Source organism: Pseudomonas sp. MIL19, assembly GCF_028680365.1.
Lineage (GTDB): Bacteria > Pseudomonadota > Gammaproteobacteria > Pseudomonadales > Pseudomonadaceae > Aquipseudomonas > Aquipseudomonas spirodelae.
Window position 1 is genome coordinate 16,191 of the sequence record NZ_JAPPVG010000002.1, and the last position, 25,367, is coordinate 41,557.

The window sequence follows — 25,367 nt, forward strand, 5'->3', positions numbered from 1 at the left end:
GGGTTTTTATTGGCGCTGAACAGAGCGGTCTACAGCTGCAGCGACTTCACGCGTTAAGCCGCTTCAATCGCCTTTGGCCTCTCTGCGCCAGGTTGCTTAGCGGCTGGCAGTTTTTTTCTTGGTGTTTGGTAGCAGGTGTGAGAACACCGCGTGCAAATCATCTGATGCGGTATCGCCGTCTAGGTTGAGTTTGGCGTCAACGCTGTCCATGTGGCGCATCATCAGGTCTACGGCCACATCCACATTGCCGGCCTCGATGGCATCAATCACCTGGTCGTGCTCGGCATCCGAGCAATGCGCACGGCTGTTGCTTTCATACAGGGCGATGATCAGCGAAGTCTGCGAAATCAGGCTGCGCAGAAAACCAAGCAGGGTCAGATTGCCAGCGGCTTCTGCGAGTTTGAGATGGAACTCACCCGACAGACGAATGCCCATACCGCGATCACCACGGGCGAAGCACTCGCGCTCATCTATGACCATCTGACGCAACGCAGCGATGTGCTCGGGCTTGGCGTTTTTGCAGGCCAGCTCGGTAATGGCGCGCTCAATCATGCGGCGCACATAGAAGATCTGCCGCGCTTCTTCTGCGCCAGGGCTGGCCACAACCGCGCCACGGTTAGGGCGCAGTAGCACCACACCTTCGTGGGCCAGGCGCGACAACGCGCGACGAATAATGGTGCGGCTGACGCCGAAAATTTCACCGAGGGCTTCTTCGCTGAGCTTGGTACCAGGCGCCAGGCGCTGCTCAAGAATGGCATCGAAGATATGGGCGTACACGACATCGTCCTGAGTCCCGCTACGAGTGGTTTTACCCTCGCGCGTCTGCTTCTTAAGAGGCTGCAATTGTTCGTTCATTGTGGCTCGCGTGGTCAAGGTTCGGCGGTTGCTCATGCAACTCCCCTGGATGTTGCCATCCTTGGCAAGCAGCAGTCAGTGAAAAGTTACAGATAAAAAGTCCTTGCATTGTACACAATGTAACCAATGCATGCATATCCACCAAAGCATAACAAGCCTGCGAACATGCATGTAAATCTGCTTTCAGGAGCATTCCCCTGTGCAGAGGCCAGGCCAATTTTTCCGAGACAGAGCCGTATGTCATTTTTTTGCTAAATCGCTACACAAACAAAACGCGGCTAAGCCCCGTCGATGGTATTTCGCCATGGCGTAATTGCATCGCTCAATAGCCTGAAAAACCTACCGAAACAAACAACTTAATGCGCTCTATGGGCCTCAGTGAAACAGCTGTTTAGGCTTGAATAAGCGAGCAGTACACGCCTTCGCCTTTACCAGAATCAGTGTTTGCTTTTTTTGTATACAACATCATAATCGGCCTCAGCGCGATTTCTTGACCTGATGGTCAGCTAAGTGCGCCAAAAACAAAAAACACCACCTACCTCAGAGGGCCGAACAGTGCGCGGTAAAGGCTTTGGGTGGCACACAACAAGAAATGAGGAATACCCCTGTGGAAAGCGCTAAACAAGAAAAATCGGCAACACCGCTACAAGGCCTGAGCAAACCTGGCTTGCTTGACCGCTTCTTCAAGCTGACCGAACACCGCACTAGCCTCAAAACCGAGGTGATTGCCGGCATCACCACGTTCTTTACCATGGTTTACATCATCTTCGTTAACCCCAGCATCATGGCAATCGCCGGGGTTGATCAGGGGGCCGCGTTTGTCGCGACCTGCGTTGGCGCGGCCCTAGGCTGTTTCCTGATGGGCCTCTACGCCAACTGGCCAGTCGGCCTGGCGCCCGGCATGGGCTTGAACGCGTTTTTTACCTTCACTGTCGTCGGCGACATGGGCTACAGCTGGGAAACCGCCCTCGGTGCAGTATTTCTTTCCGGCATCCTGTTTATGATCATGAGCCTGTCGCGCATTCGTGAATGGCTGCTCAATAGCATCCCCATGAGCCTACGCTTTGCCATGGGCGCTGGGGTTGGTTTGTTCCTCGGGCTGATTGGCTTGAAAACCGCCGGGATCGTTGTCGACAGCCAGGCCACGTTGCTGACCATGGGCAGCTTTGCCAATCCGAATGCACTGCTGGCCGCCATCTGCTTCCTGCTGATTGCGGTCTTAAGTCACCGCAATGTGTTCGGCGCGATCTTGTTCAGCATGCTGGCGGTTACGGGGATTGGCATGGCCATGGGTATGGTTGAGTACACCGGCCTGGTTTCGATGCCGCCAAGCTTGGCACCAACCTTCCTGGCGATGGATATTGCCGGCGCGTTCCAGATTTCGATGATCAGCGTGGTGCTGTCGTTCCTCTTCGTGAACATGTTCGACACGGCCGGTACCCTGATGGGCGTTGCTCACCGCGCCAATCTGGTCGATGAAGACGGCAAGATTCAGAACCTCTCGCAGGCGTTGAAAGCCGACAGTACCTCCAGCGTGATCGGCTCTCTGGTGGGTTGCCCGCCCGTCACCAGTTATGTGGAAAGTGCTGCCGGCGTAGCCGCGGGTGGCCGTACCGGGCTGACGGCGGTAACGGTTGGTGTGCTGTTTCTGGCGGCGATGTTCTTCGCGCCACTGGCCGGCATGATCCCCGCCTATGCCACCGCTGGCGCGCTGATTTATGTGGCCATGCTGATGATGAGCGGGATGGCGCACATCGACTGGAAAGACAGCACCGATAGCATTCCCGCGATCGTTACCGTGGTGATGATGCCGCTGACCTTCTCTATTGCTAACGGTATTGCCCTGGGCTTCCTGACCTATGCAACACTGAAGCTGCTAACCGGTCAGCGCGATAAAGTGTCAGTCAGCCTGTATGTGCTGTGCATCATCTTTATTGCCAAGTTCGCCTTCCTCTAAGGCTCGCGGACTAACACCTAAGCCCCGGCAGCTTATGCTGGGGCTTTTATCATCTGGAGAATGGGGCATGAGCCTGGATACCTGGCTGTTGTTTGCAAGCACTGCACTGGTGGTGATTTTGATTCCAGGGCCGCTGTCGCTGCTAATGGTGAGTAACAGCTTGAACTATGGCCTGCGCCGCTCGGTGCCAGCGTTTATCGGCGGTGTATTGGCGTCGATCTGCCTGTTGAGCGCCTCGGCACTTGGCCTTGGTGCCCTACTGCTGGCCTCGGAGCAACTGTTTAGCGTGCTGAAACTACTCGGTGCGCTGTACCTGTTCTATCTCGCTTGGCAAAGCTGGCAAGCCTCACGCCAAACCGTTAAGCCTGTTGTAGCCGATGAGCAACCGGTCAACCCAAGTTATCGTGGCATGTTCTGGAAAGCCTTCGGGCTGGGGGCCAGTAACCCCAAGGATATTTTGTTCTTCGCGGCTCTCCTACCGCAGTTTCTCAGCGCTGAGCGCTCCCTGCTTAACCAGTTGCTGGTGATGATCGTCACTTGGGCGGTGCTGGATCTAGCCTGCAAGTTGCTCTATGCCCTGAGCGCCCAAGGTGCTGCGCGTTACCTGCGTTCGGGTAATGGCCAGGTATGGTTCAACCGTACCAGTGCTGCATTATTCGGTGGTGCAGGCGCTGCCTCGCTCCTCAGCCGCTAAGTACCGGTGCGGGCGAGTACGCTGAGGCGTCTTGCCTGCATCTAAGGCTGTTTACGATTTAGGCAAATTGCAGACGAAAAAAAGCCCGCAGTGTGGGCGGGCTAGGGACTCTTAAATTGAGTCAGAGGGTGACAAGCATTCGGTTCAGCTACCGCGGTAGGTGGAGTAGCTGTAAGGGGAAATCAGCAGCGGGACGTGGTAGTGCTCCTGCCCGGCATCAATGCCAAAACGCAGCACAACAACATCGAGAAAAGCCTGCTCGGGCAAGGCAACACCGCGCGCACGGTAGTAATCGCCGGCGTGAAAATGCAGCTGATACACACCGCTGCGGTAGTCATCACCCTGCAACACGGGGGCATCACAACGGCCGTCGTGGTTGGTGACAACGCTGTTGAGCAGTTCAAGCTGATTGCCTGCAACGCGATACAGCTCGATCTTCAGTTCGCTGCCAGGGCAACCATGGGCAGCATCCAGTACGTGTGTGGTCAATCGTCCCATCGCGTGTGGGCACCTGCGCAGACAAGCCAGCACAGACGCCACTCCTCCTCTACTTTATGGAATTCGGCAGATTTATCAGGCTAAGCAGCCTTGACTGAGCTGAAGCATAGCATGCAGAAAAACGAAAATAAGACAGTTTTATAAAAAACTGTACACAATATTATGCGTAGTCAATCTTTTAACCACCTCCTACGCGGTCAGCAGACAGGCTCTAAGCTATATAGGTGCTGCTTTTGTGCAGTAAGAGCTGGCGCACTGGACAGTTTTTACCTTTCGGCAAGATTTAGAAAAATAAGTGATTTTTAGATTTACAAGATGCAATGTGTTTTGTATACAATTACCCCATCACGGTCGCGCCATGCATTTATGCCTGCCCAATGACCGCCACACATAGCAAGAAGGAAGACTGCAGTGAGCGCTGACTACCCTCGCGACCTGATCGGTTACGCCAACAACCCGCCCCACCCGCACTGGCCCAATAATGCGCGCATCGCCCTGTCGTTTGTCCTCAACTATGAGGAAGGCGGCGAGCGCAATGTGCTGCATGGCGATAAAGAGTCCGAGGCGTTCCTGTCCGAGATGGTCTCTGCGCAGCCGCTGCAAGGCGCACGCAACATGAGCATGGAGTCGCTGTACGAATACGGCAGCCGCGCCGGCGTATGGCGCCTGCTCAGCCTGTTCCAGAAGCACAACATTCCGCTGACGATCTTTGCTGTGGCCATGGCCGCGCAGCGTCACCCGGACGTGATCAAGGCAATGGTTGCTGCCGGCTACGAGATTTGCAGCCACGGTTACCGCTGGATTGACTACCAGTACATGGACGAAGCGCAAGAGCGTGAGCACATGCACGAAGCCATCCGCATCCTGACTGAGCTGACCGGTGAGCGGCCGCTGGGCTGGTACACCGGCCGTACCGGCCCGAATACCCGCCGCCTAGTGCGTGAGGAAGGTGGCTTCCTGTATGACAGCGACACCTACGACGATGACCTGCCCTACTGGGACCCGGCCAGCACCGCGGCCAACCCGCACTTGGTGATCCCTTACACCCTGGACACCAACGACATGCGCTTTACCCAGGTGCAGGGGTTCAATACCGGCGACGATTTCTTTCAATACCTCAAAGATGCCTTCGATGTGCTCTACGCCGAAGGCGTTGCCGGCGCGCCGAAGATGCTCACCATCGGCATGCACTGCCGCTTACTCGGCCGCCCAGCTCGCCTGGCATCGCTGGCGCGGTTTATCGAATACGTGCAGAGCCACGAGCAAGTCTGGTGCGCCCGCCGTGTCGACATCGCCAAGCACTGGCATGCGACCCACCCCTTTAACGAGCAGGCTAGCAAGGAGCTCTCGCAATGAACCGTTTTCAAACCCTGACCCCGTCGCAACTCAGCCGGGAAGAATTCGTCAGCGTATTTGCCGACATCTATGAGCATTCACCCTGGGTCGCCGAAAAAGCCTATGACCTGGGCCTGGATGACAGCATCAACGAAATCGACGGCTTGCATCAGCGCATGGCCGACCTGCTGCTCAGTGCCAGCCATGCTGACCAACTGGCCCTGATCAATGCTCACCCGGACCTCGCTGGCAAAGCCGCAGTACAAGGTGAATTGACCGCCTCGTCGACATCAGAACAGGCCGGCGCGGGCATCCATGAATGCACCGCCGAGGAGTTTGTCCGCTTCACCACGCTGAATGATGCTTACAAAGCCAAGTTCGGTTTCCCCTTCATCATGGCGGTGAAAGGCAGCAATCGGCACCAGATTTTGGCGGCATTCGAGGAGCGTATTCATAACTCCCCAGAGCAAGAGTTCGCCTGTGCCCTGGCTGAGATCAACAAGATCGCGCTGTTCCGTCTGCAACAGCTGTAAACCGCAGAGGTCCTGCGCGTAGTCGAGTAAGCACCGTCGGACTCTGGTGCCGGTCTAGTGACGTTAATCACGCCGGCGGCCCCGCCGACATAAAGCCCACGTCTGGCAACAGGCATGGTTTATACGCAACCGATAAGAAGACCCACATGCGCAATTTGATCATTGAGCCATTAAGCAAAGAAGCGTTCGCCCCCTTTGGTGATGTCATCGAAACCGAAGGCAGCGAATTTTTCATGATCAACAATGGCTCGACTCGCCGCTATCACAAACTGGCTACGGTCGAGACCGCACAGCCAGACGATAAGGCGATCATCAGCATTTTCAGTGCCGAACAAGTGCCGATGCCATTGACTGTGCGCATGCTGGAGCGACATCCGCAGGGCAGCCAAGCGTTTATACCGCTGCTCGGCAACCCCTTTCTGATCGTGGTCGCGCCCGCTGGCGATGCACCTGTATCAGGGTTAGTCCGTGCCTTCCGTAGTAATGGTCGGCAAGGCGTCAATTACCATCGCGGCGTTTGGCACCACCCGGTGCTGACGATCGAAAAGCGGGATGACTTCCTGGTGGTTGATCGCAGTGGTTCTGGTAACAACTGCGATGAGCATTTCTTCACCGACGACGAGCAACTGCTCCTCGCCCCCCACCAATAAGAGAAGCCCAGACGCCGGCGTGTCGGCACTGGGAAAGAGGTACTGATTGTGGAAGCACATTTGACTGAGTGGCTCAACCTGAGCATTCGCTGGATCCATATGATCACCGGCGTGGCATGGATCGGCGCATCCTTTTATTTCGTCTGGCTGGAAAACAACTTAAACCGCAGCAACCCGAGGGACGGCCTGTCCGGCGACTTATGGGCGATCCACGGTGGCGGTATCTACCACCTGGAAAAATACAAACTGGCACCGCCTAAAATGCCGGAGAACCTGCACTGGTTCAAATGGGAAGCCTATTTCACTTGGCTGTCGGGCGTGGCCCTGATGCTGGTGGTTTACTACCTCAACCCTAGCTTGTACCTGGTCAAGCCTGGCGTTGATCTGGCGCCGGAAATGGCCATTGTCATCGGCTTCGGTTCGATGATTTGCGGCTATGTGGCATACCACTTCCTGTGTGACTCGGCTTTGGGCAAGCGCCCTGCACTGCTCGGTGCCGTGCTGTTCGTGCTGATCATCGCGGCCGCCTATGGCTTTAGCCAGATCTTCAGCGGCCGCGCCGCCTACATCCATGTTGGCGCCATTATCGGCACCATCATGGTCGGCAACGTGTTCTTCACCATCATGCCGGCACAGCGCGCACTGGTTAAGGCCATTGAAGACGGCACCACGCCTGACCCAACCCTGCCAGCCAAGGGTCTGCTGCGTTCGCGCCACAACAACTACTTCACCCTGCCAGTGCTGTTCATCATGATCAGCAACCACTTCCCGAGCACCTACGGCAGCCAGTACAACTGGTTGATCCTGGCTGGCATCGCGATTCTGGCGGTATTGGTGCGTCACTACTTCAACACCCGTCACGACAGCAGCAAGTACATCTGGACCCTGCCAGCTGCAGCACTGGGCATGATCTGCCTGGCGTATGTCACAGGCCCGAGCCCGAAACCGGCAACACCAGCAGCCCCTAAAGCAGCAGTTGTTAGCCCAGTTCAAGACGGCAGCCAGGCAGCGCCAGTAGAGGCTTCCACAGCCAGCGCGGCGGCTCCTGCGGTCGATTCGGCTAGCACTGCTGTCAGCGATGACTTTGCCAAGGTTTACAGCGTGATTCAGGAGCGCTGCACGGTGTGCCACTCGGCAACCCCGAGCAGCCCGATGTTCAGCGCGGCCCCACTGGGTTTTATGCTCGACACACCGGAGCAGATCAAACTGCAAGTAGGCAAGATTCACGCACAGAGTGTCGCATCGCAAATTATGCCGCTGGGTAACATCACTCAGATTACTCAGGAAGAGCGTGACCTGATTGGTGCCTGGATCGATAAGGGCGCACAGATCAACTAAGCAACACCCCGATGCCGCAGCCTAAAGGTTGCGGCATTTTTTTGTGTCCAATCTGGCCTCGCGCCAGGTGCAACATTGCAACTCCAGTGCCCTGCACTTAATCAGGGCAGTGAACAGCGACTTACAAAAACAAAAGCGCCTGAGGTTTTTGCATGAACCAGCTGAACCCCCAACCGACCGCTGTGTCGGCGGTTGATCAACGCCTGCCGTTTCTGCAGATGATTATGGTGAGCATCCAGCATGTGTTGTTGATGTATGGCGGCGCCGTAGCGGTACCCTTAATCATTGGTGAGGCCGTTGGCCTGTCCCGTGAAGAAGTCGCTTTTCTGATTACCGCCGACCTGCTGGTGGCCGGTGTTGCCACGCTAGTGCAATCGCTGGGCTTCGGCCCGGCGGGCATTCGTATGCCGGTGATGATGGGCGCCAGTTTTGCCGCCGTTGGCAGTATGGTGGCGATGGCCGGCTCGCCGGGTATCGGCCTACCAGGGATCTTCGGCGCGACCATCGCCGCGGGTTTTTTCGGCATGCTGATTGCGCCCTTTATGTCGCGCATCGTGCATTTCTTTCCACCGCTGGTAACCGGTACGGTGATTACCTCCATCGGTTTATCGCTGTTTCCGGTTGCGCTCAACTGGGCCGGCGGTGGCAGTGTCGCCACTGAGTTTGGTGCCTTGCAGTACCTGGCCATTGCTGCTCTGGTGCTGATGATCATCTTGCTGATCAACCGCTTCCTGCGTGGCTTCTGGGTCAATGTCTCAGTGCTGATCGGCATGCTCATCGGCTATATGGTCGCGGGCGGCATGGGGATGGTTGATCTCAGCGGCCTGGAGCAAAGCGCCTGGCTGGCCGTGGTCAAACCGATGCACTTCGGCATGCCTGAGTTTCATTTGGCACCGATTCTCTCCATGTGCCTGGTTGTGGTGATTATCTTCGTCGAGTCCACCGGGATGTTTATCGCCCTGGGCCAGGTGACAGGTAAAGAGATCACCCCTGAAATGCTCCGTCGTGGGCTGATGTGTGATGCCGGCGCCTCGTTCTTCGCGGGTTTCTTCAACACCTTCACCCACTCATCCTTTGCCCAGAACATTGGCCTGGTGCAGATGACGGGTGTGCGCAGCCGTTATGTCACGGCCGCCGCCGGGTTCTTGCTGATTGGTTTGAGCCTGCTGCCCAAAGCCGCCTACCTGGTGGCCTCGATCCCTCCTGCTGTACTGGGTGGTGCGGGCATTGCCATGTTTGGCATGGTGGCTGCTACGGGCATCAAGATTCTGCAAGAGGCGGATATTGCCGACCGTCGCAACCAGTTGCTGGTGGCGGTGAGTATTGGCATGGGCCTGGCGCCGATTGTGCGGCCGGAGTTTTTCGCGCACATGCCGCTGTGGTTAGAACCCATCACGCACAGCGGTATCGCCTTGGCGACCATCAGCGCCGTGCTACTCAACCTGCTCTTCAACATCCTCGGCGGGCCGGAACGCGCCGCGTTGCTAAACCCTCACCCGCACCACTAACCCCCTCGTTTGTAGGCAACCACAGCCCGGTTTTCCGGGCTGTTTGCTATGCGCAGATAGTGCCAACCCATACCGATAAACCAACCACGTCATGAGCACTAACTGTGCACGCGACTACCTGACTGCCGATTCATTTTATGTGCACAATCATTAAATAAATTGTTTTCTCATGTGTACACAGGTTGCTATAGTCGAACCACTCTGAGCGTGCGGACACTGTTTTCGCCTCCAGAGCGGAGGCGCCGTGAAGCCTCGCCAAGCCCATGACCATATAAAAACAACTGGCAGGCTCAAATATGACCACGACTAGTACCCCTAGCGCCGCAGCGCCGTCTGCTGGCAGCAACGACCTGATCTACCAGCTGGATGATCGCCCCTCCTTTGGCCCCGCCCTCTTTGCTGCGCTGCAACACGTGCTAGCGAGCTTCGTTGGCGTCATCACCCCCACCCTGATTGTCGGAAGCGTGCTTGGCCTAGGTGCCTACGTGCCCTACCTGGTGAGCATGGCGTTGTTTGTGTCGGGCCTCGGCACCTTCGTCCAGGCCAAGCGTATTGGCCCGATTGGCTCCGGCCTGTTGTGCTTGCAGGGCACCAGCTTCGCCTTTTTGAGTGCGATTCTCAGTGCGGGGATGATCGTCAAATCCCGCGGCGGTAGCCCCGAGGAAATTCTCTCGACCTTATTTGGCGTGTGCTTCTGCGCGGCCTTCGTGGAAATCGCCTTTAGCCAGGTGATGACCAAGTTGCGCAAAATCGTGACCCCGGTGGTGACCGGCACCATTATTTGCCTGATTGGCTTGTCGCTGATCAAAGTGGCCATGACCGACATCGCCGGCGGCTACGGCGCGCCAGACCTGGGGGCCTTGCATCACCTGGGGCTGGCGGCGCTGGTATTGTGCACAATCATCATTCTTAACCGTTTCAAATCGCAGGTGGTGCGCCTCTCGGCGGTGATTGTCGGTTTGGCTCTTGGTTTCGTCGTAGCCTGGTACACCGGCCGCGTCGACTTCGCCAATATGGCGGATGTGCCGCTGGTCAGCGTACCGGTGCCCTTCAAGTTCGGCTTCAGCTTCGACTGGCTGGCGTTTGTACCCATCGCCGTTATCTTCCTGATCACACCGCTGGAAACCGCCGGCGACCTGACGGCCAACTCGATCATTTCCAAGCAGCCGGTACAAGGCCCGCTGTATCTACGACGGATCAAGTCCGGCGTACTGGCTGATGGCTGCAACTCGGCAATGGCAGCGGTCTTCAACAGCCTGCCGATGACCACCTTTAGCCAGAACAATGGAGTGATCCAACTTACCGGTGTTGCCAGTCGTCACGTGGGCTATTACATCGCGGGTATCTTCGTCCTGCTGGGCTTGTTCCCCGCCCTCGGCGCCGTGCTGCAACTGATGCCCAAGCCCGTACTCGGCGGTGCCACACTGATCATGTTCGGCACGGTCGCGGTGGCCGGCATCCGCATTCTGGCTGAAGCGGGCCTGCATCGTCGCAACGTATTGATCGTGGCCATTTCCCTCGGGCTCGGCCTGGGCGTGGCTGCGGTACCGGGCGTGCTGTCGCAGATGCCGGACTTCCTGAAGAACATCTTCGGCTCGCCGATCACCATCGGTGCCCTGAGCGCCATCCTGCTCAACGTGTTCCTACCCGAAGAAGACGCTCCGCAAGAAGACAATCTCTACGACCCCGAAGCGCATCTGCACACGGTGCTGCAGAACCCGCATAACGATGAGCATGAACCGCTTGCGCATGCCCTGCGCGACCACGCGGGCCGCGCTCACAACGCCGGCTGAGCGACTTAGTTCGCACCAGACACACCCGGCGGCTCGCTGCCGGGTGCAGAGAAACGATGCACGTCCCAATAATAAGGAAAACCGCATGAACTCAACGTATCTAGCCCGCGTAATCGCGCTGTCTGCCGGTATTGTCGGCTGTCAGCAGGCGGTCGCCGCTGACGCCCTGCTTTGGCAGAACAACAGCCTTTCTTACCTGTACGGCGAAAAATTCAACAGAGGTCAACGTAACGGCGAGCAGCAGAAGACCCAAACCACCTTCACTGCCGAACATGCCAGTGGCTGGGTGTGGGGCGATGTATTCGGTTTTGCCGACTACGTGCTGGCCGATAACGAGCAGTCGCGCCGGGGCGATTTCAACCACGAGAAAGACAACTTTTATTACGTCGAGTTTTCACCACGCGTGAGCCTCAGCTGGTTGAGTGGTCAGAAGCTTGCTGCGGGTCCGTTGAAGGATGTCTACGCCGCCTTTACCTATGAGAAAGGCAATGGCGGCGCGGGTACAGAAAACTACCTGTACGGCATCGGCTCGGCCTGGAACGTCCCAGGCTTTGCTTACTTCAATGCCAACCTGTACCGGGTTAAAGCCAACAACAACGTCTACTTCGACCGTGCTCGTGGCAACCACAACGCACACACTTACCAACTGACCCTCTCTGGCGCCGTGCCCTTCGCTGTCGGTGATCAGGACTTCCTGGTTGATGGTTTTATTGACTGGCGCGCCGGAACCTCGACCTCCAACACCCGCACCTCGGTCGGCTCTTCGATTCAGGTTAAATGGGATGCGGGCAAAGCCTTGTTTGGCGAGGGCCGTAAGCTGTACGTCGGTACCGAGGTCAATATGTGGCGCAATCGCTATGGCGCCAAGCCGCTTGATGGCTCCGGTCATGGGTTCAATCAAACCGCATTCCAGGCGCTGGTGAAGTACCACTTCTAAGCGCGTAAAGCGGGTTGCCGGGTAGGCGGCAACCTGAACAAAAAGGGGATGGCATAACAGCCATCCCCTTTTTTATTGTGCGGCTCGAACGTTCAGCGAGCCGACCTGCGTCAAACGCCGCGAGAGGATCAATCAGGCAGCTTGATTAGGCAGCAACACGCTGGCCTATAACATCCCATAGTGGTTGTGGGTGATGCCCTGGCGCATTAGATTAGCTAATTATGTTAGGCACCCATCATAAGCAGAAGGGATAAACATGGCGCTTACTGACCAGTCCACCCGTATCCGCGAAGGCGAAGAACTCGACGCCGCGGTCATCGACCAGTATCTCAAGGCGCATATCCCAGGCCTCACCGGCGAACCACGCATCAGCCAGTTCCCGGGTGGGGCGTCGAACCTGACCTACCTGATCGAATACCCAAACCAGGAGCTTGTGCTGCGTCGCCCGCCGTTTGGCCACAAGGCCAAATCCGCCCACGATATGGGCCGCGAGTACCGCATCCTCAATCAGCTCAACGCCGGTTTCCCCTACTGCCCGAAAGCCTATGTGCACTGCACGGACGAGTCGCTGATCGGCGGTGAGTTTTATGTGATGGAACGGGTCAACGGCATCATCCTGCGTTCCGAGATGCCGGCTGAGCTGAACTTCAGCGAAGAGCAAACCCGCAACCTGTGCAAAAGTTTTATCGACAAGATGGTTGAACTGCACAACGTCGACTATCAGGCCTGCGGTCTGGGCGACCTGGGCAAGCCCGAGGGCTATGTGCAGCGGCAAATCAGCGGTTGGAGTGACCGCTACGACAAAGCCCTGACGCCTGATGCGCCGCTGTGGGAGCCGGTCAAGGCCTGGCTCAAGGACAAGATGCCCACCGATCACTACAAGCCCGGCATCGTGCACAACGACTACCGCTTCGATAACGTGATTCTCAACCCGCAAAACCCGAGTGAGATTATCGGTGTGCTGGACTGGGAGCTGACCACCATTGGCGATCCGCTGATGGACCTGGGCAACACCCTCGCCTACTGGATCGAAGCCGCCGACCCGGCCCCGGTGCAACTAATGCGCCGCCAGCCGAGCAATGCGCCGGGCATGCTGACTCGCCAGCAGTTTGCCGACTACTACGCCGAACGCTCAGGCATCGAGATCAAAAGCATCGACTTCTACTACACCTATGGCCTGTTCCGTCTGGCCGGCATTGTGCAGCAAATTTACTACCGCTACTTCCATGGCCAGACGCAGGACAAACGCTTCGCGCAGTTCATTCACATGAACAAACTGCTGGAGCAAATGAGCCTGCAGGTCATCCATAAATCGCAGCTGTAAACGGCCGAACAGGCCTTTTAATAAGAAGGGAAAAGCGCATGTCCAAAACTCATCTGTTCGACCTCGACGGCAAGATCGCCTTTGTCTCCGGTGCCAGCCGTGGTATCGGCGAAGCCATAGCCAAGCTGCTGGCGCAACAAGGCGCCCATGTGATTGTCTCCAGCCGCAAAATCGACGACTGCCAGAAAGTGGCTGACGCGATCATCGCCGATGGCGGCAAGGCTACAGCCGTGGCTTGCCACATTGGTGAAATGGAGCAAATCACCAACGTCTTCGCGCACATCAAGGAGCAGTTCGGCCGTCTCGACATTCTGGTGAACAACGCCGCCACCAACCCGCAGTTCTGCAACGTACTGGACACCGACCTGGGCGCATTCCAGAAGACCGTCGATGTGAATATTCGCGGCTACTACTTTATGTCCATCGAGGGCGGCAAGCTGATGAAAGCCAACGGTGGCGGCAGCATCATCAACGTGGCCTCGATCAATGGCGTTTCGCCGGGCGAGTTCCAGGGCATCTACTCGGTGACCAAGGCCGCGGTGATCAGCATGACCAAGGTTTTCGCCAAGGAATGTGCGCAGTTTGGTATCCGCTGCAACGCCCTGCTGCCGGGCCTGACTGACACCAAGTTCGCCTCGGCACTGGTGAAGAACGACGCCATTCTCAACCTCGCCCTGCAGCGTATTCCACTCAAGCGCGTAGCCGACCCGAGCGAAATGGCCGGCGCGGTGCTGTACCTGGCGAGCGATGCGTCCAGCTACACCACAGGCGTAGCGCTAAATGTCGATGGCGGTTTCCTCTCCTGAGGATTCAGCGGCCAACACCTCACCAGAGGGGCTAGTGCCTTTTAGATAAGCACTATGGCTTGACCTTTTGGCGTAACAAATCAGAATCCGCTGCCTGTGTTGGCAGCGGATTTTTTATGCGTGCCGTTCTGACAATGATGCATGGCGGGCCTATGGTGTGTGCTGTTCACGTCGAAAGGTGCGCTGCGTTGGCGTGATCCGCTTTGTCGCGCGACCTAATGATCCTCGCGCCCACAGGTTTAAGCCTAAATTGATACCGTAGACATAAGGTCCCGCATGCCGCGCTCAACTCAATTCTCTCTGGTGATCCTGCCAATCCTGTTGCTATTGGTCGCCATGACATCGATCCAGAGCGGCGCCTCCCTGGCTAAAGGCCTGTTCCCGGAAATCGGCGCAACCGGCACCACCGCCCTGCGACTGGGGCTGGGCGCACTGATTCTCTGCGTACTGATGCGCCCCTGGCAAGCGCAGCTGACCTTGAAGTCCTGCCGTTCGCTGCTGGCCTACGGGCTGTCGCTGGGCGGCATGAACCTGCTGTTCTACCTCTCGCTGAAAACCATCCCGCTGGGTATCGCCGTCGCCCTGGAATTTACTGGGCCACTGGGGTTGGCCCTGCTGTCGTCACGCCGCCTGCTGGACTTTGTTTGGGTCGCCCTGGCTGTTTTCGGCCTCTGGCTGCTTTTGCCCAGTGGCCTAAACCAGGTGGCACTTGACCCCGTGGGCATGGCCCTGGCTTTGGCAGCGGGGCTGTGCTGGGCGCTGTATATCGTCTTCGGGCAAAAAGCCGGGGCCGAGCACGGCAAACAGACCGTGGCTCTGGGCACCATCGTCGCGGCGCTGCTGGTGTTCCCGATTGGCCTGTGGCAGGCCGGCAGCAGTATGTTTTCTGTCGACCTTCTGCCGGTTGCCCTCGGCGTGGCGGTGCTGTCTTCAGCCCTGCCTTACAGCCTGGAGATGGTCGCCCTGACCCGCTTGCCAGCCCGCACCTTCAGCATCTTGATGAGCATGGAGCCGGCTATCGCCGCGTTCTCTGGGCTGTTGTTTCTCAGCGAGCGCCTGACGCTCACCCAATGGCTGGCGATCAGCGCCATTATCTTGGCCTCAGCCGGCGCCGCGGCGACCATCAAGCCGCAAGCCAAAGCGCTTTAGACCAGCCGGGCGCCGGTTTGGCTACCGCATAACGTGGTGAATGTGCAGCAGCTACGGCTAAAGCAGCCACTCGATCGGTAGCCAACTCAACAGTTTGACCCCGGCGCGTTGCCAAAAGCCGGTCCCAGGCTCTTTATCCAGGCGCTCAACCTGCTCGCCCCGCTGCTCTAGCCAATACACCTGGCCATCCTCCGACAACTGCACCTGATAGGCACTTTGCAGCAGCCCCTCGTCAAATACGCCCTGGATCTGCTGGGCGAACTTGGGGCTCTGAATCACAAAGCCCAGCTCGGTATTAAGGCTTACCGAGCGCGGGTCAAAGTTGAAAGAACCGACAAACATCTGCTTGCCGTCCACGGCAAACGTCTTGGCGTGCAGGCTGGAGCCGGAGCTGCCAAAGGGGCCGGCTTTTCCCCGAGGTTTTGCTGTTGGCGAATCGCGGCGCATTTCGAACAGTTCGATGCCGGCTTCGAGCAATGCCTTGCGGCGCTTGGCGTACCCCGAATGCACAGCCGTGACATCCGTGGCCTCCAGCGCATTGGTCAAAATACGCACGCTCACGCCCTGCTCCGTCAGCTCGGTAAAGGCTTTAACGCCAGCGGCTGTGGGCACGAAATACGGCGATACCAACTCAACATGCTGCTGGGGTTGACCAAGAATCACCGCCAACTGTTTGCTCAGTAAGCCTTGATCAACAGCCTGCCCCAGGCCCTTGGCCGGGTCATCGCTGACGATAGTCGCGGGCGCCCACTCCATCGGTAACTGACCGTCCACCAGTTGCTGAATAAACGGCAATTGGCGCAAGGCCTGCAAATACTGTGCGGCGGCGGGGTTCTGCTCGACCCGGCTGGAGCGCGCGTGCAACTGCTGCAGACGCTCAGGCGGAGCCGCAGGCAAAAAACCGGAGACAGGGTAAGCACTGGCGCTCGCCCAATAGCGGTCAAAATCATTCGAGGTGGCCTGCACCACCGGGCCGATGGCCAGCACATCGAGGTCAGCGAACACCACGCCATCGCTGGCGCCGAAATACTCATCGCCGATATTGCGCCCACCGACAATGGTGGCGCTGTTGTCGGCCGTCAGCGATTTGTTGTGCATGCGCCGATTGGCACGGGAAAAGTGCGTGATAAACCCCAAAGACTTAGGGCTGCGCAGCGAAAAGGGATTGAACAGACGCACTTCAATCAGCGGATGACTGTCCAGCGCCGCCAGCCATGAGTCGAGCCCCGATGTGCCGTTGTCATCGAGCAGCAGGCGAACACGCACACCCCGCAGCGCGGCAGCGTGCAGTTCTTCGAGTAACAAGGTTCCGGTGATGTCATCGCGCCAGATGTAGTACTGCACATCCAGCGTTTTCTCGGCGGTGTGGCTGAGCAGTGCACGGGCTGCGAACGCATCCTGCGGGTCGGCCAAGGCATAAAACCCACTCAAATCACCGCGCTGCTCCAACACCGGTGTGATGCCGCGGCCCAAGGTCGTCTGCGCCGCCTGCTCGGGCGCTAGGGCAAAGGATGCCGGCCGGCCTTCCAAGGTTGGCAAGCTGCAGCCGCCCAGCAAGAGCGATATGCCTAGCGTGGCCGCTGCGCTGCAGCGTTTTGTCATCCTGGCCATCGTAGCGTCCTCAGCGTAAATCCAGTTCTGCAGCCTACCGAACTAGGCGGCAGGATGAAATCGTGCCGCCTAGTGAGCGCGTATTAAGCCTCAGCTTCATGGTTGAACTGCAGCTCCGCCAGGCGCGCATACAGCGGGCTGCTGGTTACCAGCTCGTTATGGCTGCCAATGGCCGCCAGCTTGCCGTGCTCAATCACCGCGATGCGGTCGGCGCTTTTTACCGTGGCCAGACGGTGGGCGATCACCAGCGTGGTGCGCCCCTGCATCAGCAGCGGCAGCGCTTGCTGGATCAGGTATTCACTTTCTGCATCCAGTGCGCTGGTGGCTTCATCCAGCAGCAGAATCGGCGCGTCCACCAGCAGCGCACGGGCAATCGCCAAACGCTGACGCTGGCCACCAGAAAGCCCCAATCCGGCATCACCCAGGTGGGTTTGGTAGCCGTCCGGAAGTTTCATGATAAAGCCGTGGGCATTCGCGGCTTTGGCGGCGGCTTGCACTTCAGCCAGCGTCGCGTCTGTGCGGCCGTAGCGGATATTGTCCTCGACGCTGCCGAAGAACAGCGCTGGGTTTTGTGACACCAGGGCAAAGCTACGGCGCAGGTCGGCGGGATCCAGCTGCTTGATCGGCTGACCATCAATCAGAATCCGCCCCTCTTGCGGATCGAAAAACCGCAACAGCAAATCAAACAACGTGGACTTGCCTGCCCCAGACGGACCAACCAGGGCCAGGGTTTCTCCCGGTGCGACGTCCAGGTCAATACCGTCAATGGCGAAGCTGTCGGGGCGCGAGGGATAAGCAAAGCGCAGCCCTTGCAGCTCAATACGGCCCTGCACCGGCTGAGCCAGCTGCACGCCATCAACGGCAGGCGGGGTGATTTCATTGCGTGCCTGGAGCAACTCGGCAATCCGTTCGGCAGCACCGGCGGCCCTTTGCAGCTCGCCGATCACTTCACTGAGGGTGCCGAAGGCCGAGCCGACAATCAGGCTGTAAAACACGAAGGCGGCCAGCTCACCGCCGGAAATCCGCCCGGCAATCACGTCCATGCCGCCGACCCAGAGCATCACCCCCACCGCGCCCAATACCAGCACGATGACCACAGTAATCAGCCAGGCACGCTGGGCAATGCGTTTACGGGCTGTGTCGAAGGCGGCCTCGGCGGACAGGCCAAAGCGCCGCTTATCTTCCGCTTGGTGGTTGTAGGCCTGCACGGTTTTGATTTGCCCGAGCACTTCGCCCACATAGCTGCCGACATCGGCGACGCGGTCCTGGCTCTGCCGCGAGAGCGCACGCACGCGGCGGCCAAAAATCAGAATCGGCGCCACCACCAGGGGCAAGGCCATCAGCACGATGCCGCTGAGTTTGGCGTTGGTCACCACCAGCAAGACACTGCCGCCAATCAGCATGATCAGGTTACGCAGCGCCATCGACAGTGAGGAGCCAATCACCGATTGCAGCAGCGTGGTGTCGGCGGTTAAGCGCGACTGAATCTCTGAGCTGCGGTTGCTCTCATAAAAGCCTGGGTGCAGCTCGATCAGGTGATTGAAGACGCGCTTACGGATATCGGCGACAAAGCGCTCACCGATCCACGACACCAGGTAAAAGCGCGTAAACGTGCCAATGGCCAAGGCCAACACCAGCACAAAAAACAGCCCGATGGAGTGCTGCAAAGCGGCCGGCGACTGGGTTGCCAGCCCCTGATCCACCAGCAGTTTGATGCCCTGCCCCATAGACAGGGTGATCGCGGCCGTGAACATCAGCGCCAGTAAGGCACCGAGCACGCGCCCACGGTACGGCGCGATAAAGCGCCAAGCCATGCGTAAGGCCGTGCGCTGACGGGAAGACAGAATAGAGGGCATAGACACTCACTGCGGGCGCTGACGCCGATTAGACAAGGACACGCATAGCGTTTAAGCCAGCCCACAGAGGACGTGGCCACACCGCGAATTAGACGCTTATAACAGAAGATGGGGCCGGGTCAGAGCCGCATCAAGCAACAGCGACCCTCAGTCATGCAGAAAACGTCGAGCTTGCTCAGCGCTGGGCAGCAGGCAGGTGTCATAGCGCCCGAATAACCGATACCGGTTACGGGCAATGCGCTCGTAACAGGCGTTACGTAACGCCCGCGGAATCAGCCGTAACCAGGCCAGCAAGCGCCAATAACCGGGGAGTTGGCCGACGATGCGCAGCAATGCATCGGTGCGCAGGTACAACACGCCAGACTCGACATAGACCATGCTCCCAAACCGCTCGGTGGGCAGCGCAAACCAGCGCAACAGCGCCTGCCCTTCAGCGGACTGCACACTCGCCAGACGAAACTGTTGCTGCGGATCATGGCGAATTAAAAACTTCACCCAGCCATTGCACAGCTTGCACACGCCATCAAACAGCACCACTCGTTCGCCGTTCTGGATGGACGGTGGCGGCACTTGATCGGTCATGTTCACCTCAGCCGATTACTGCAGCGGTTACAGCCCCACCGGGTAGAGCAGCTCTTCCTTATAGCCTGCCCATACGCGCACCACATCGGGGAAAGCCGCATCCAATTGCACGTCGCCACTGTCCACCAACAACGGCCGGCCTTCGAGCGTGCCGAGCTTGCGCTTGGTGGCGACTACCCGCAGGTGCTCAAGGCCGATGGCACGTAACACCCGCGGGCTGATCTGCTGATTACCCCGGCCGATGATATGGCCCTGCCCGCCAATGGCCGTGACCAACAGACGTGTTGGATGGCCATTAACCAGTTCAAACAGTTGCGCCTCGGTTACATCGCTGGCCAGTAGCTGACCGTTCTCGATCACATCCACGCCAAGTAGCGTGGTGGTCAAACCGAGGTTCTGCGCTAGACCGTGCAGGGTCGAGCCCGGGCCGAACACATAGCGCACATCGCTTTCCCAGCTGTCCTGCAGCCAATCTGCCAGGTCGCCGAGCACCAGTTCTTCGGATTCCACTCCGCCCTGCTTGACCTGCTGCACATAGCCGCCTTCCTGCGGCACCGTCAGTTCGCCATACCAGCGCGCGGTCACCCGACCTTCACGCAAAGCGCTTTCATCAATATCGCGCACTTCACCGCTGCTCAAGCGCACCAGGCCGCCTTCGACCAAACGGGCAGTCAGTTCGCCAGCGGCGCGCGGGCTAATGGCATAAACGCCAGATTGAATCTTCACCCCGGCAGGGATCCCAAGTACCGGCTGGCCTTCACGCACGGCCGCGCAGATATCGCGCGCGGTGCCATCGCCACCGGCAAACAGAATCAGCGCCACGCCAGCGTCCTGCAGCAGCGCCACAGCCTGGTGGGTGTCAGCAGCGCTGCTCGTCTCGGCTGCCAGTTCACCGACCACACGGTGGGCAAAGCCCATCACAGTGAGCAAATCAGCCCCCATAGGCCCGGGGAATGTGACGAACTCCAGGCGCTCGCGCAGCGGCAACAACACCTCAAGGGCGGTTTGCGTACGCTGCGCAGACTTGGCCTCAACCCCCAAGGCCAAGGCCTGCATCGCCATACCGTCACTGCCCTTGAACCCAGCTGGGCCGCCCAGCCCCGCCAGGGGATTGATGATCAAGCCAATATGGAAAAGCCCCATAACTCCCTCATGTTCAATTGCTGCCGGCATTCTGGCACAGTACCTGCTATGGCTATTTAGCCCTGTGTCTTGCGCCAGCTTTATGCCGTCGCAAGTGTCATAGCGCCGTCATCTAACACTCATAAAATCGCGCTCATCGATGAGGAGACAACCCATGCACAGCACGCAACAGACACCACCAAAAACCGCGCCAGTGCCAGTTGGTGGCGCTGTCATCGACGAGCAGGGCCGGGAAGTTCCGATCACCGAAGAGATGATCCAGCAGGCCTGCAGCGCACTGGAAAAAGCCCAGCAGCAAGCGGCCAAGCGTAAGTAACCTACCCCTCAGGGCAGCATTCGCTGCCCTTTACTACAGCTGATTTAGCTTCGCCCCCAACGCCTGCACCAGGCTGCTCAACGCCGGGGCATTGCCTTGTATGCACACCTCTAGCCCGTCGATTTCCCGCCGCATCGGGTAGTGCTTGCGCAACCGGTCAAAAGCCAAGCGCCGAGCGCCTGCATCGCCCTGCAAGCTGCGCCGGAAATCCGCATCATCGCGGCGCGGGTCATACACGCTGCGGCAAATGCTGGCTAAGGTCCAGACCGGATCAGCGCTGGCATCGATGGTCAGACTCTTTAGCCAGGCGGCGGGCATCAGCTGCGCCAGTTCCACACTGGCTGCAACGCCCAAGTGCTGACACAGCGCCTGATAGATCTGCGCAGTGCCGCGCAGCTTGCCGTCCAGGCTATAGCCGCCGATATGTGGAGTGGCAATCTGGCACAACGCCGCCAGGTCAACATCCACCTGCGGTTCACCCTCCCAAACATCCAGCACCACCTGCAGATCAGCGCGCTGTACCAGCAACGTGCGCAAGGCCTGGTTATCCACCACGGCACCACGGCTGGCATTGATCAGCCAGCTGCCGGATTTGAGTGCGGCCAAACGGGCGCTATCAAACAGGTGGTGGGTCGGATGCTCGCCCGTGCGCTCAAGTGGCGTGTGCAGGCTGATCACATCACATTCATCGAGCACCTGCTGCAGGCTGACGTAATCTCCCACTTCCGCCGCCTGGCGTGGCGGATCGCACACCAACACATTCCAGCCCAGAGCGCGCAGCACCTTGATCAAGCGGCTGCCGACCTGGCCAGCACCGATCACGCCATAGGTCCGCGTCGCCAGCTCAACGCCCTGCTGCTCAGCCAGCAGCAACAGGCTGCCCAGCACATAGTCGACCACGCCACGGGCGTTACAGCCGGGCGCACTGGCCCAGGTGATGCCGGCCTGCTGGAAGTAATCGAGGTCGAGATGGTCGGTGCCGATGGTGCACGTACCGACAAATTTAACCGCCGTGCCTTGCAGCAAGGCACGGTCAAGCCGGGTCACCGAACGCACCAGCAGCAGGTCGGCCTCGGCAACAGCGGCGGCGTCAATGCTGCGGCCAGGCAGCCGGTGTATCTCACCGAAGCCGGCAAAGAACTCATCCAGCAGGGGGATATTTTCGTCGGCAACTATTCGCATGGCAGGGCTCCATCAATCAGTCGGGCATTCTACCCCGCCGAGGCAACTTGGCTAGGCTGTACAGGGTTGCCGCGCAGGTGAAATCACGCTTTCCTGACTGAGGCGTCAAGGCGTAGACTGCGCGGTTTTCTGCCCCATTTTCCGGATATTCGACATGCTCGCCCAAACCCGCCTGCAACGCACCCGCACTGAACTGTGCAGCCTGCTGAAGCTGGCAACGCCAATCATCATTGCCCAGTTGGCCAATACCGCCATGGGCTTCGTCGACACCGTGATGGCGGGACGGGTCAGCCCGCAGGATTTGGCCGCCGTGGCGCTGGGCAATTCGATCTGGATACCGGTGTTTCTGTTGATGACCGGCATTCTGCTGGCCACCACGCCGAAGGTCGCGCAACGCTTCGGTTCCGGCGCGCACACCGAGATTGGCCCCCTGGTGCGTCAGGCACTCTGGCTGGCGTTGGGTGTGGGCGTTGCCGCCGCGGTGATACTGTGGAACGCCGAATTTGTCCTGCGCCTTATGGATGTTGAACCGGCGCTGATCGAGCCCGCGATGGGCTACCTGCGTGCAGTGGGCTGCGGCTTCCCGGCGGTGGCGCTGTACCACGTGCTGCGCTGCTTCAGTGACGGTCTGGGGCATACCCGGCCAAGCATGGTCATTGGTCTGTGTGGCCTGGCGCTGAATATCCCGCTCAATTACATCTTCATTTACGGCAAGCTCGGTGTGCCGGCCATGGGCGGCGTCGGCTGCGGCTGGGCCACGGGCCTGGTAATGACGTTTATGTTTCTGAGCATGCTCTGGTGGGTGAAATGGGCGCCGTTCTACCAGCCGAGTAAAATTTTCAGCCATTTCGAATGGCCACAGTGGAAGGTACTCAAGCGCCTGCTCTCGGTGGGCCTGCCGATTGGTATTGCGGTGTTTGCCGAGTCGAGCATCTTTGCCGTGATCGCCCTGCTGATCGGCGGCCTGGGCGCAACAGTGGTGGCCGGGCACCAGATTGCCCTGAACTTCAGCTCCATGGTGTTTATGATCCCCTACTCCCTGGGCATGGCCGCCACAGTGCGCGTAGGCCAGGCGCTGGGCCGGGGTGAGCCACGGGAAGCGCGCTTTGCTGCGGGCGTGAGCATGGCCGCCGCACTGGGTTATGCCTGCCTGTCGGCCAGCCTGATGCTGCTGCTGCGCGAAGACATTGCGCAGATCTATACACCCGACACGACCGTGATCGCGGTGGCGACCACCCTGTTGGTGTATTCGGCGTTGTTCCAGTTTTCCGACGCTATTCAGGTGACCGCCGCCGGTGCGTTGCGCGGTTATCAGGACACCCGAGTAACGATGATCCTGACCCTGTTCGCCTATTGGGGTATCGGCTTGCCGGTGGGCTATGTGCTCGGGCTTACTGACTGGTTTGGCCAACCCACCGGGCCGAGCGGGCTCTGGCAAGGTCTAATCGTCGGCCTCACCTGTGCCGGCGGCATGCTCGCTTTGCGCCTGGCCGGCAGCGCGCGCAAACGCATTCGAGCCGCTAAGATGGCCTGATGAAAGCCCGCCTGCTGTTTCTGATCACTGCACTGTGCCTGTGCGCCTGCACGCCAACTGATGATGGTTTGGCGCTGCAGGCCGATTACCTGAAACGTTTGAGCAACGCACTGGATGTTGCTCCGCCGCTCAATATCGAAGCCGCCACGCCGGTGGATTATCGACTCCCAGCGCGCCGCGAGCGCCTTATAGACATCCCCGAACTGCGTATCAGCCTGCTCGAACTGCTGGTCGAGGCGCGTTACTGCCCGGTGCTGCAACAGCAGATCAGCCTGCGCAATAACAGCCTGGGTAAGCAACTGACGCCAAGCAGCCGGCTGGCCTATGAAGGCGACCTGCTGCGGGCCATCGACAGCTGCATTGACTACTTGCGCGATCAAGAACAACAGGAGCTGCGCGGCACCTTGGAACAGCTTGCTCAGGACAAACGCGCACAACTGGCGGGGGTATTCTGGAACGCCCTAAACGCCAGCCAGGAGGTTGAACGCTACCTGCGCTTCTCCAACCAAGCGCTGCCGACAAATGCCACTGAAGACGCTGCGGCGCTTGATGCCCTGACGCAGCTGGCCACTATTGGCAGCGCATTGCCCGCCGTATTACCGCCGAGCGCCGCGCAACTGGATCCGGTATTTTTTGCCCTGCACGCCAGTGATCAGGGCGGTCAGCTGATCACCAGCCTGGCCAGCCTGAGCCACAGCCTCAATCAAGCCAGCCAGATGCTGGAAAGTCGCCATCAGCAAAGGCCCATCTGCCCCACGGGCAAGGCCACAGCGCGCGGGCGGATTGTGCAGAACATCTTCATCAAGTATTACGCCGGCAGTCTGCAGCCCTACCTGGCGCTGGTGGACCAACGCGGGCAAGCCTGGAGTCAGAGCCTGCGCCAACTCAGCGAGGTGGCGCAGGTACCGCCCGCCACGCGCGGCTATCTGCAGCGCCTGAGCGCAGATGAGCACTCGTTGTGGGCGGATTTCCGGCTGGCGACAGCGCGGCATATGCGCAGCTGGCAAAATCTGCTCAACAGCTGTGGGCTGGCGCCTGGTCAGTCGGGATGGAATGGCAACGCCGCCAGCGCCGACCAGTAAGCCTCAGACAACAGCTCGCGGCCGGCGAGCAGATGCGCCAGATAGTCCTCACTGGGCAGCAAACCCTCTTCGCGAAAGGCCGGGTTGGCGATATACACCCACGCCGGCTGCACGCCATGTGCGGTGATAACCGGCAAACACTCACGGCTGTAATAGACCGGGGTGCCTTCAAAGTGATCCAGCTTGGCGATCTCGCCGGCGTCCCGCAGGCGATAAAGCACCCCTTCGACTTCGACCTGCCCTGCACGCGCGTGGCGAATATTGGCGTACGCCCGCCCTGGAGCACGGTCCATCGCGCGCTTGTTAAAACACAAGCCGTAACCCGGCAGACGGCCTGGCAGGGCCTCCAACACTGTGAGCCCGCGCGCCTGCATGCGCAGCGGGTTCATGTTCGAGCCATACGCGAAATACCAATCCATCAGTCGAGTTTCTTGCGAATCAGGTACAGATAGGTCGCGCCCTCTTCGGCTTGCTCGACCAGCTCATGGCCCAAGAACACGCAAAACTTGGGGATGTCGCGACGGGTCGAGGGGTCGGTGGCGATCACCTTGAGCAGACCGCCGGCCTGTAGGCTGCGAACTTTGTTGTGCAGCATCATCACCGGCTCCGGGCAGTTAAGCCCGGTGGCGTCGAGGGTGTCATCAGGAATGGCGGTGGATTGCAAAGACATCAATGGGCTCCAGT

General features: G+C 59.0%; 24 protein-coding genes. 15 read left to right on the plus strand and 9 right to left on the minus strand.

From position 1 onward, the window contains the following. Nucleotides 1-96: 96 nt before the first annotated feature. Nucleotides 97-855 carry a GntR family transcriptional regulator gene (locus N1078_RS01950; RefSeq protein ID WP_274086525.1) on the minus strand — a complete coding sequence of 253 codons (759 nt, stop codon included), beginning with the start codon at nucleotides 853-855 and terminating at the stop codon, nucleotides 97-99. Nucleotides 856-1,447: 592 nt separating this feature from the next. On the opposite strand from N1078_RS01950, the gene N1078_RS01955 reads away from it, so the two are divergent. Both N1078_RS01955 and N1078_RS01960 read left to right on the plus strand, forming a co-directional pair. After that, entirely contained in the window at nucleotides 1,448-2,812 is a 1,365-nt protein-coding gene (locus tag N1078_RS01955; protein WP_411912079.1) for an NCS2 family permease, read from the plus strand. A 67-nt stretch (nucleotides 2,813-2,879) separates the two neighbouring features. Next, on the plus strand, nucleotides 2,880-3,506 hold the full coding sequence (locus N1078_RS01960; protein ID WP_274086527.1) for a LysE family translocator: 627 nt from the start codon (nucleotides 2,880-2,882) through the stop codon (nucleotides 3,504-3,506). Between the two features lie 144 nt (nucleotides 3,507-3,650). Here the strand turns inward: N1078_RS01960 and uraH are convergent, their stop codons facing one another. Further along, entirely contained in the window at nucleotides 3,651-4,004 is a 354-nt protein-coding gene (gene uraH / locus N1078_RS01965) for a hydroxyisourate hydrolase (protein WP_274086528.1), read from the minus strand. A 411-nt stretch (nucleotides 4,005-4,415) separates the two neighbouring features. Here uraH and puuE point away from each other — a divergent pair, with 411 nt between their 5' ends. The 10 genes from puuE (at nucleotide 4,416) to rhtA (ending at nucleotide 15,377) form a co-directional block, all read left to right on the plus strand. Continuing rightward, complete coding sequence (gene puuE / locus N1078_RS01970) at nucleotides 4,416-5,360, plus strand: allantoinase PuuE (RefSeq protein WP_274086529.1); 945 nt, start codon at nucleotides 4,416-4,418, stop codon at nucleotides 5,358-5,360. Next, nucleotides 5,357-5,872: a 2-oxo-4-hydroxy-4-carboxy-5-ureidoimidazoline decarboxylase gene (uraD, locus tag N1078_RS01975; protein WP_274086530.1), complete on the plus strand. Its 516-nt coding sequence runs from the start codon at nucleotides 5,357-5,359 to the stop codon at nucleotides 5,870-5,872. Before puuE ends, uraD begins: the two co-directional genes overlap by 4 nt. 146 nt (nucleotides 5,873-6,018) lie before the next feature. Continuing rightward, nucleotides 6,019-6,522 (plus strand): ureidoglycolate lyase, encoded by a 504-nt coding sequence (locus tag N1078_RS01980; RefSeq protein ID WP_274086531.1) that lies wholly within the window; start codon nucleotides 6,019-6,021, stop codon nucleotides 6,520-6,522. 48 nt (nucleotides 6,523-6,570) lie between these two features. Then, the gene (locus tag N1078_RS01985) at nucleotides 6,571-7,860 is read left to right on the plus strand and encodes a urate hydroxylase PuuD (protein WP_274086532.1); all 1,290 of its coding nucleotides are present in this window, start codon (nucleotides 6,571-6,573) and stop codon (nucleotides 7,858-7,860) included. A gap of 152 nt (nucleotides 7,861-8,012) precedes the next feature. Further along, a complete protein-coding gene (locus N1078_RS01990) occupies nucleotides 8,013-9,368 on the plus strand; it encodes a nucleobase:cation symporter-2 family protein (protein WP_274086533.1) in 1,356 nt (451 codons plus the stop codon). Nucleotides 9,369-9,664: 296 nt separating this feature from the next. Continuing rightward, nucleotides 9,665-11,161, plus strand: a complete 1,497-nt coding sequence (locus tag N1078_RS01995; RefSeq protein ID WP_274086534.1) for a nucleobase:cation symporter-2 family protein — start codon at nucleotides 9,665-9,667, stop codon at nucleotides 11,159-11,161. An 85-nt stretch (nucleotides 11,162-11,246) separates the two neighbouring features. Then, nucleotides 11,247-12,098 carry an outer membrane protein OmpK gene (locus N1078_RS02000; protein ID WP_274086535.1) on the plus strand — a complete coding sequence of 284 codons (852 nt, stop codon included), beginning with the start codon at nucleotides 11,247-11,249 and terminating at the stop codon, nucleotides 12,096-12,098. A 256-nt stretch (nucleotides 12,099-12,354) separates the two neighbouring features. Next, nucleotides 12,355-13,422 (plus strand): phosphotransferase family protein, encoded by a 1,068-nt coding sequence (locus tag N1078_RS02005; protein WP_274086536.1) that lies wholly within the window; start codon nucleotides 12,355-12,357, stop codon nucleotides 13,420-13,422. 38 nt (nucleotides 13,423-13,460) lie between these two features. Further along, nucleotides 13,461-14,228: an SDR family oxidoreductase gene (locus N1078_RS02010; RefSeq protein ID WP_274086537.1), complete on the plus strand. Its 768-nt coding sequence runs from the start codon at nucleotides 13,461-13,463 to the stop codon at nucleotides 14,226-14,228. A gap of 276 nt (nucleotides 14,229-14,504) precedes the next feature. Continuing rightward, nucleotides 14,505-15,377 (plus strand): threonine/homoserine exporter RhtA, encoded by an 873-nt coding sequence (gene rhtA, locus N1078_RS02015; RefSeq protein ID WP_274086538.1) that lies wholly within the window; start codon nucleotides 14,505-14,507, stop codon nucleotides 15,375-15,377. A 57-nt stretch (nucleotides 15,378-15,434) separates the two neighbouring features. Here the strand turns inward: rhtA and N1078_RS02020 are convergent, their stop codons facing one another. The 4 genes from N1078_RS02020 to N1078_RS02035 all read right to left on the minus strand — a co-directional run bounded on the left by N1078_RS02020 (nucleotide 15,435) and on the right by N1078_RS02035 (nucleotide 20,569). Next, nucleotides 15,435-16,988: a phospholipase D family protein gene (locus N1078_RS02020; protein WP_274086539.1), complete on the minus strand. Its 1,554-nt coding sequence runs from the start codon at nucleotides 16,986-16,988 to the stop codon at nucleotides 15,435-15,437. Between the two features lie 83 nt (nucleotides 16,989-17,071). Continuing rightward, nucleotides 17,072-18,844 carry an ABC transporter transmembrane domain-containing protein gene (locus tag N1078_RS02025; protein WP_274086540.1) on the minus strand — a complete coding sequence of 591 codons (1,773 nt, stop codon included), beginning with the start codon at nucleotides 18,842-18,844 and terminating at the stop codon, nucleotides 17,072-17,074. Nucleotides 18,845-18,991: 147 nt separating this feature from the next. Continuing rightward, nucleotides 18,992-19,426, minus strand: a complete 435-nt coding sequence (locus N1078_RS02030; RefSeq protein ID WP_274086541.1) for a thiol-disulfide oxidoreductase DCC family protein — start codon at nucleotides 19,424-19,426, stop codon at nucleotides 18,992-18,994. A gap of 27 nt (nucleotides 19,427-19,453) precedes the next feature. Then, nucleotides 19,454-20,569, minus strand: a complete 1,116-nt coding sequence (locus N1078_RS02035) for an ATP-NAD kinase family protein (protein ID WP_274086542.1) — start codon at nucleotides 20,567-20,569, stop codon at nucleotides 19,454-19,456. Nucleotides 20,570-20,708: 139 nt separating this feature from the next. Here N1078_RS02035 and N1078_RS02040 point away from each other — a divergent pair, with 139 nt between their 5' ends. Then, nucleotides 20,709-20,885 (plus strand): PA1571 family protein, encoded by a 177-nt coding sequence (locus tag N1078_RS02040; RefSeq protein WP_337993291.1) that lies wholly within the window; start codon nucleotides 20,709-20,711, stop codon nucleotides 20,883-20,885. A gap of 33 nt (nucleotides 20,886-20,918) precedes the next feature. On the opposite strand, the gene pdxB is transcribed toward N1078_RS02040, so the two are convergent. Continuing rightward, nucleotides 20,919-22,067, minus strand: coding sequence for a 4-phosphoerythronate dehydrogenase PdxB (gene pdxB, locus N1078_RS02045; RefSeq protein WP_274086544.1), 1,149 nt, complete (start codon nucleotides 22,065-22,067; stop codon nucleotides 20,919-20,921). Between the two features lie 154 nt (nucleotides 22,068-22,221). On the opposite strand from pdxB, the gene N1078_RS02050 reads away from it, so the two are divergent. Beyond that, nucleotides 22,222-23,601: an MATE family efflux transporter gene (locus N1078_RS02050; protein ID WP_274086545.1), complete on the plus strand. Its 1,380-nt coding sequence runs from the start codon at nucleotides 22,222-22,224 to the stop codon at nucleotides 23,599-23,601. Beyond that, nucleotides 23,601-24,683, plus strand: a complete 1,083-nt coding sequence (locus N1078_RS02055; RefSeq protein ID WP_274086546.1) for a DUF3080 family protein — start codon at nucleotides 23,601-23,603, stop codon at nucleotides 24,681-24,683. The genes N1078_RS02050 and N1078_RS02055 overlap by 1 nt, the downstream gene beginning before the upstream one ends. Here N1078_RS02055 and N1078_RS02060 read toward each other — a convergent pair. Both N1078_RS02060 and tusA read right to left on the minus strand, forming a co-directional pair. After that, the gene (locus N1078_RS02060) at nucleotides 24,641-25,102 is read right to left on the minus strand and encodes a gamma-glutamylcyclotransferase family protein (RefSeq protein ID WP_274086547.1); all 462 of its coding nucleotides are present in this window, start codon (nucleotides 25,100-25,102) and stop codon (nucleotides 24,641-24,643) included. The genes N1078_RS02055 and N1078_RS02060 overlap by 43 nt on opposite strands. Continuing rightward, nucleotides 25,102-25,353, minus strand: a complete 252-nt coding sequence (gene tusA / locus N1078_RS02065; RefSeq protein ID WP_274086548.1) for a sulfurtransferase TusA — start codon at nucleotides 25,351-25,353, stop codon at nucleotides 25,102-25,104. The genes N1078_RS02060 and tusA overlap by 1 nt, the downstream gene beginning before the upstream one ends. Nucleotides 25,354-25,367 lie beyond the last annotated feature (14 nt).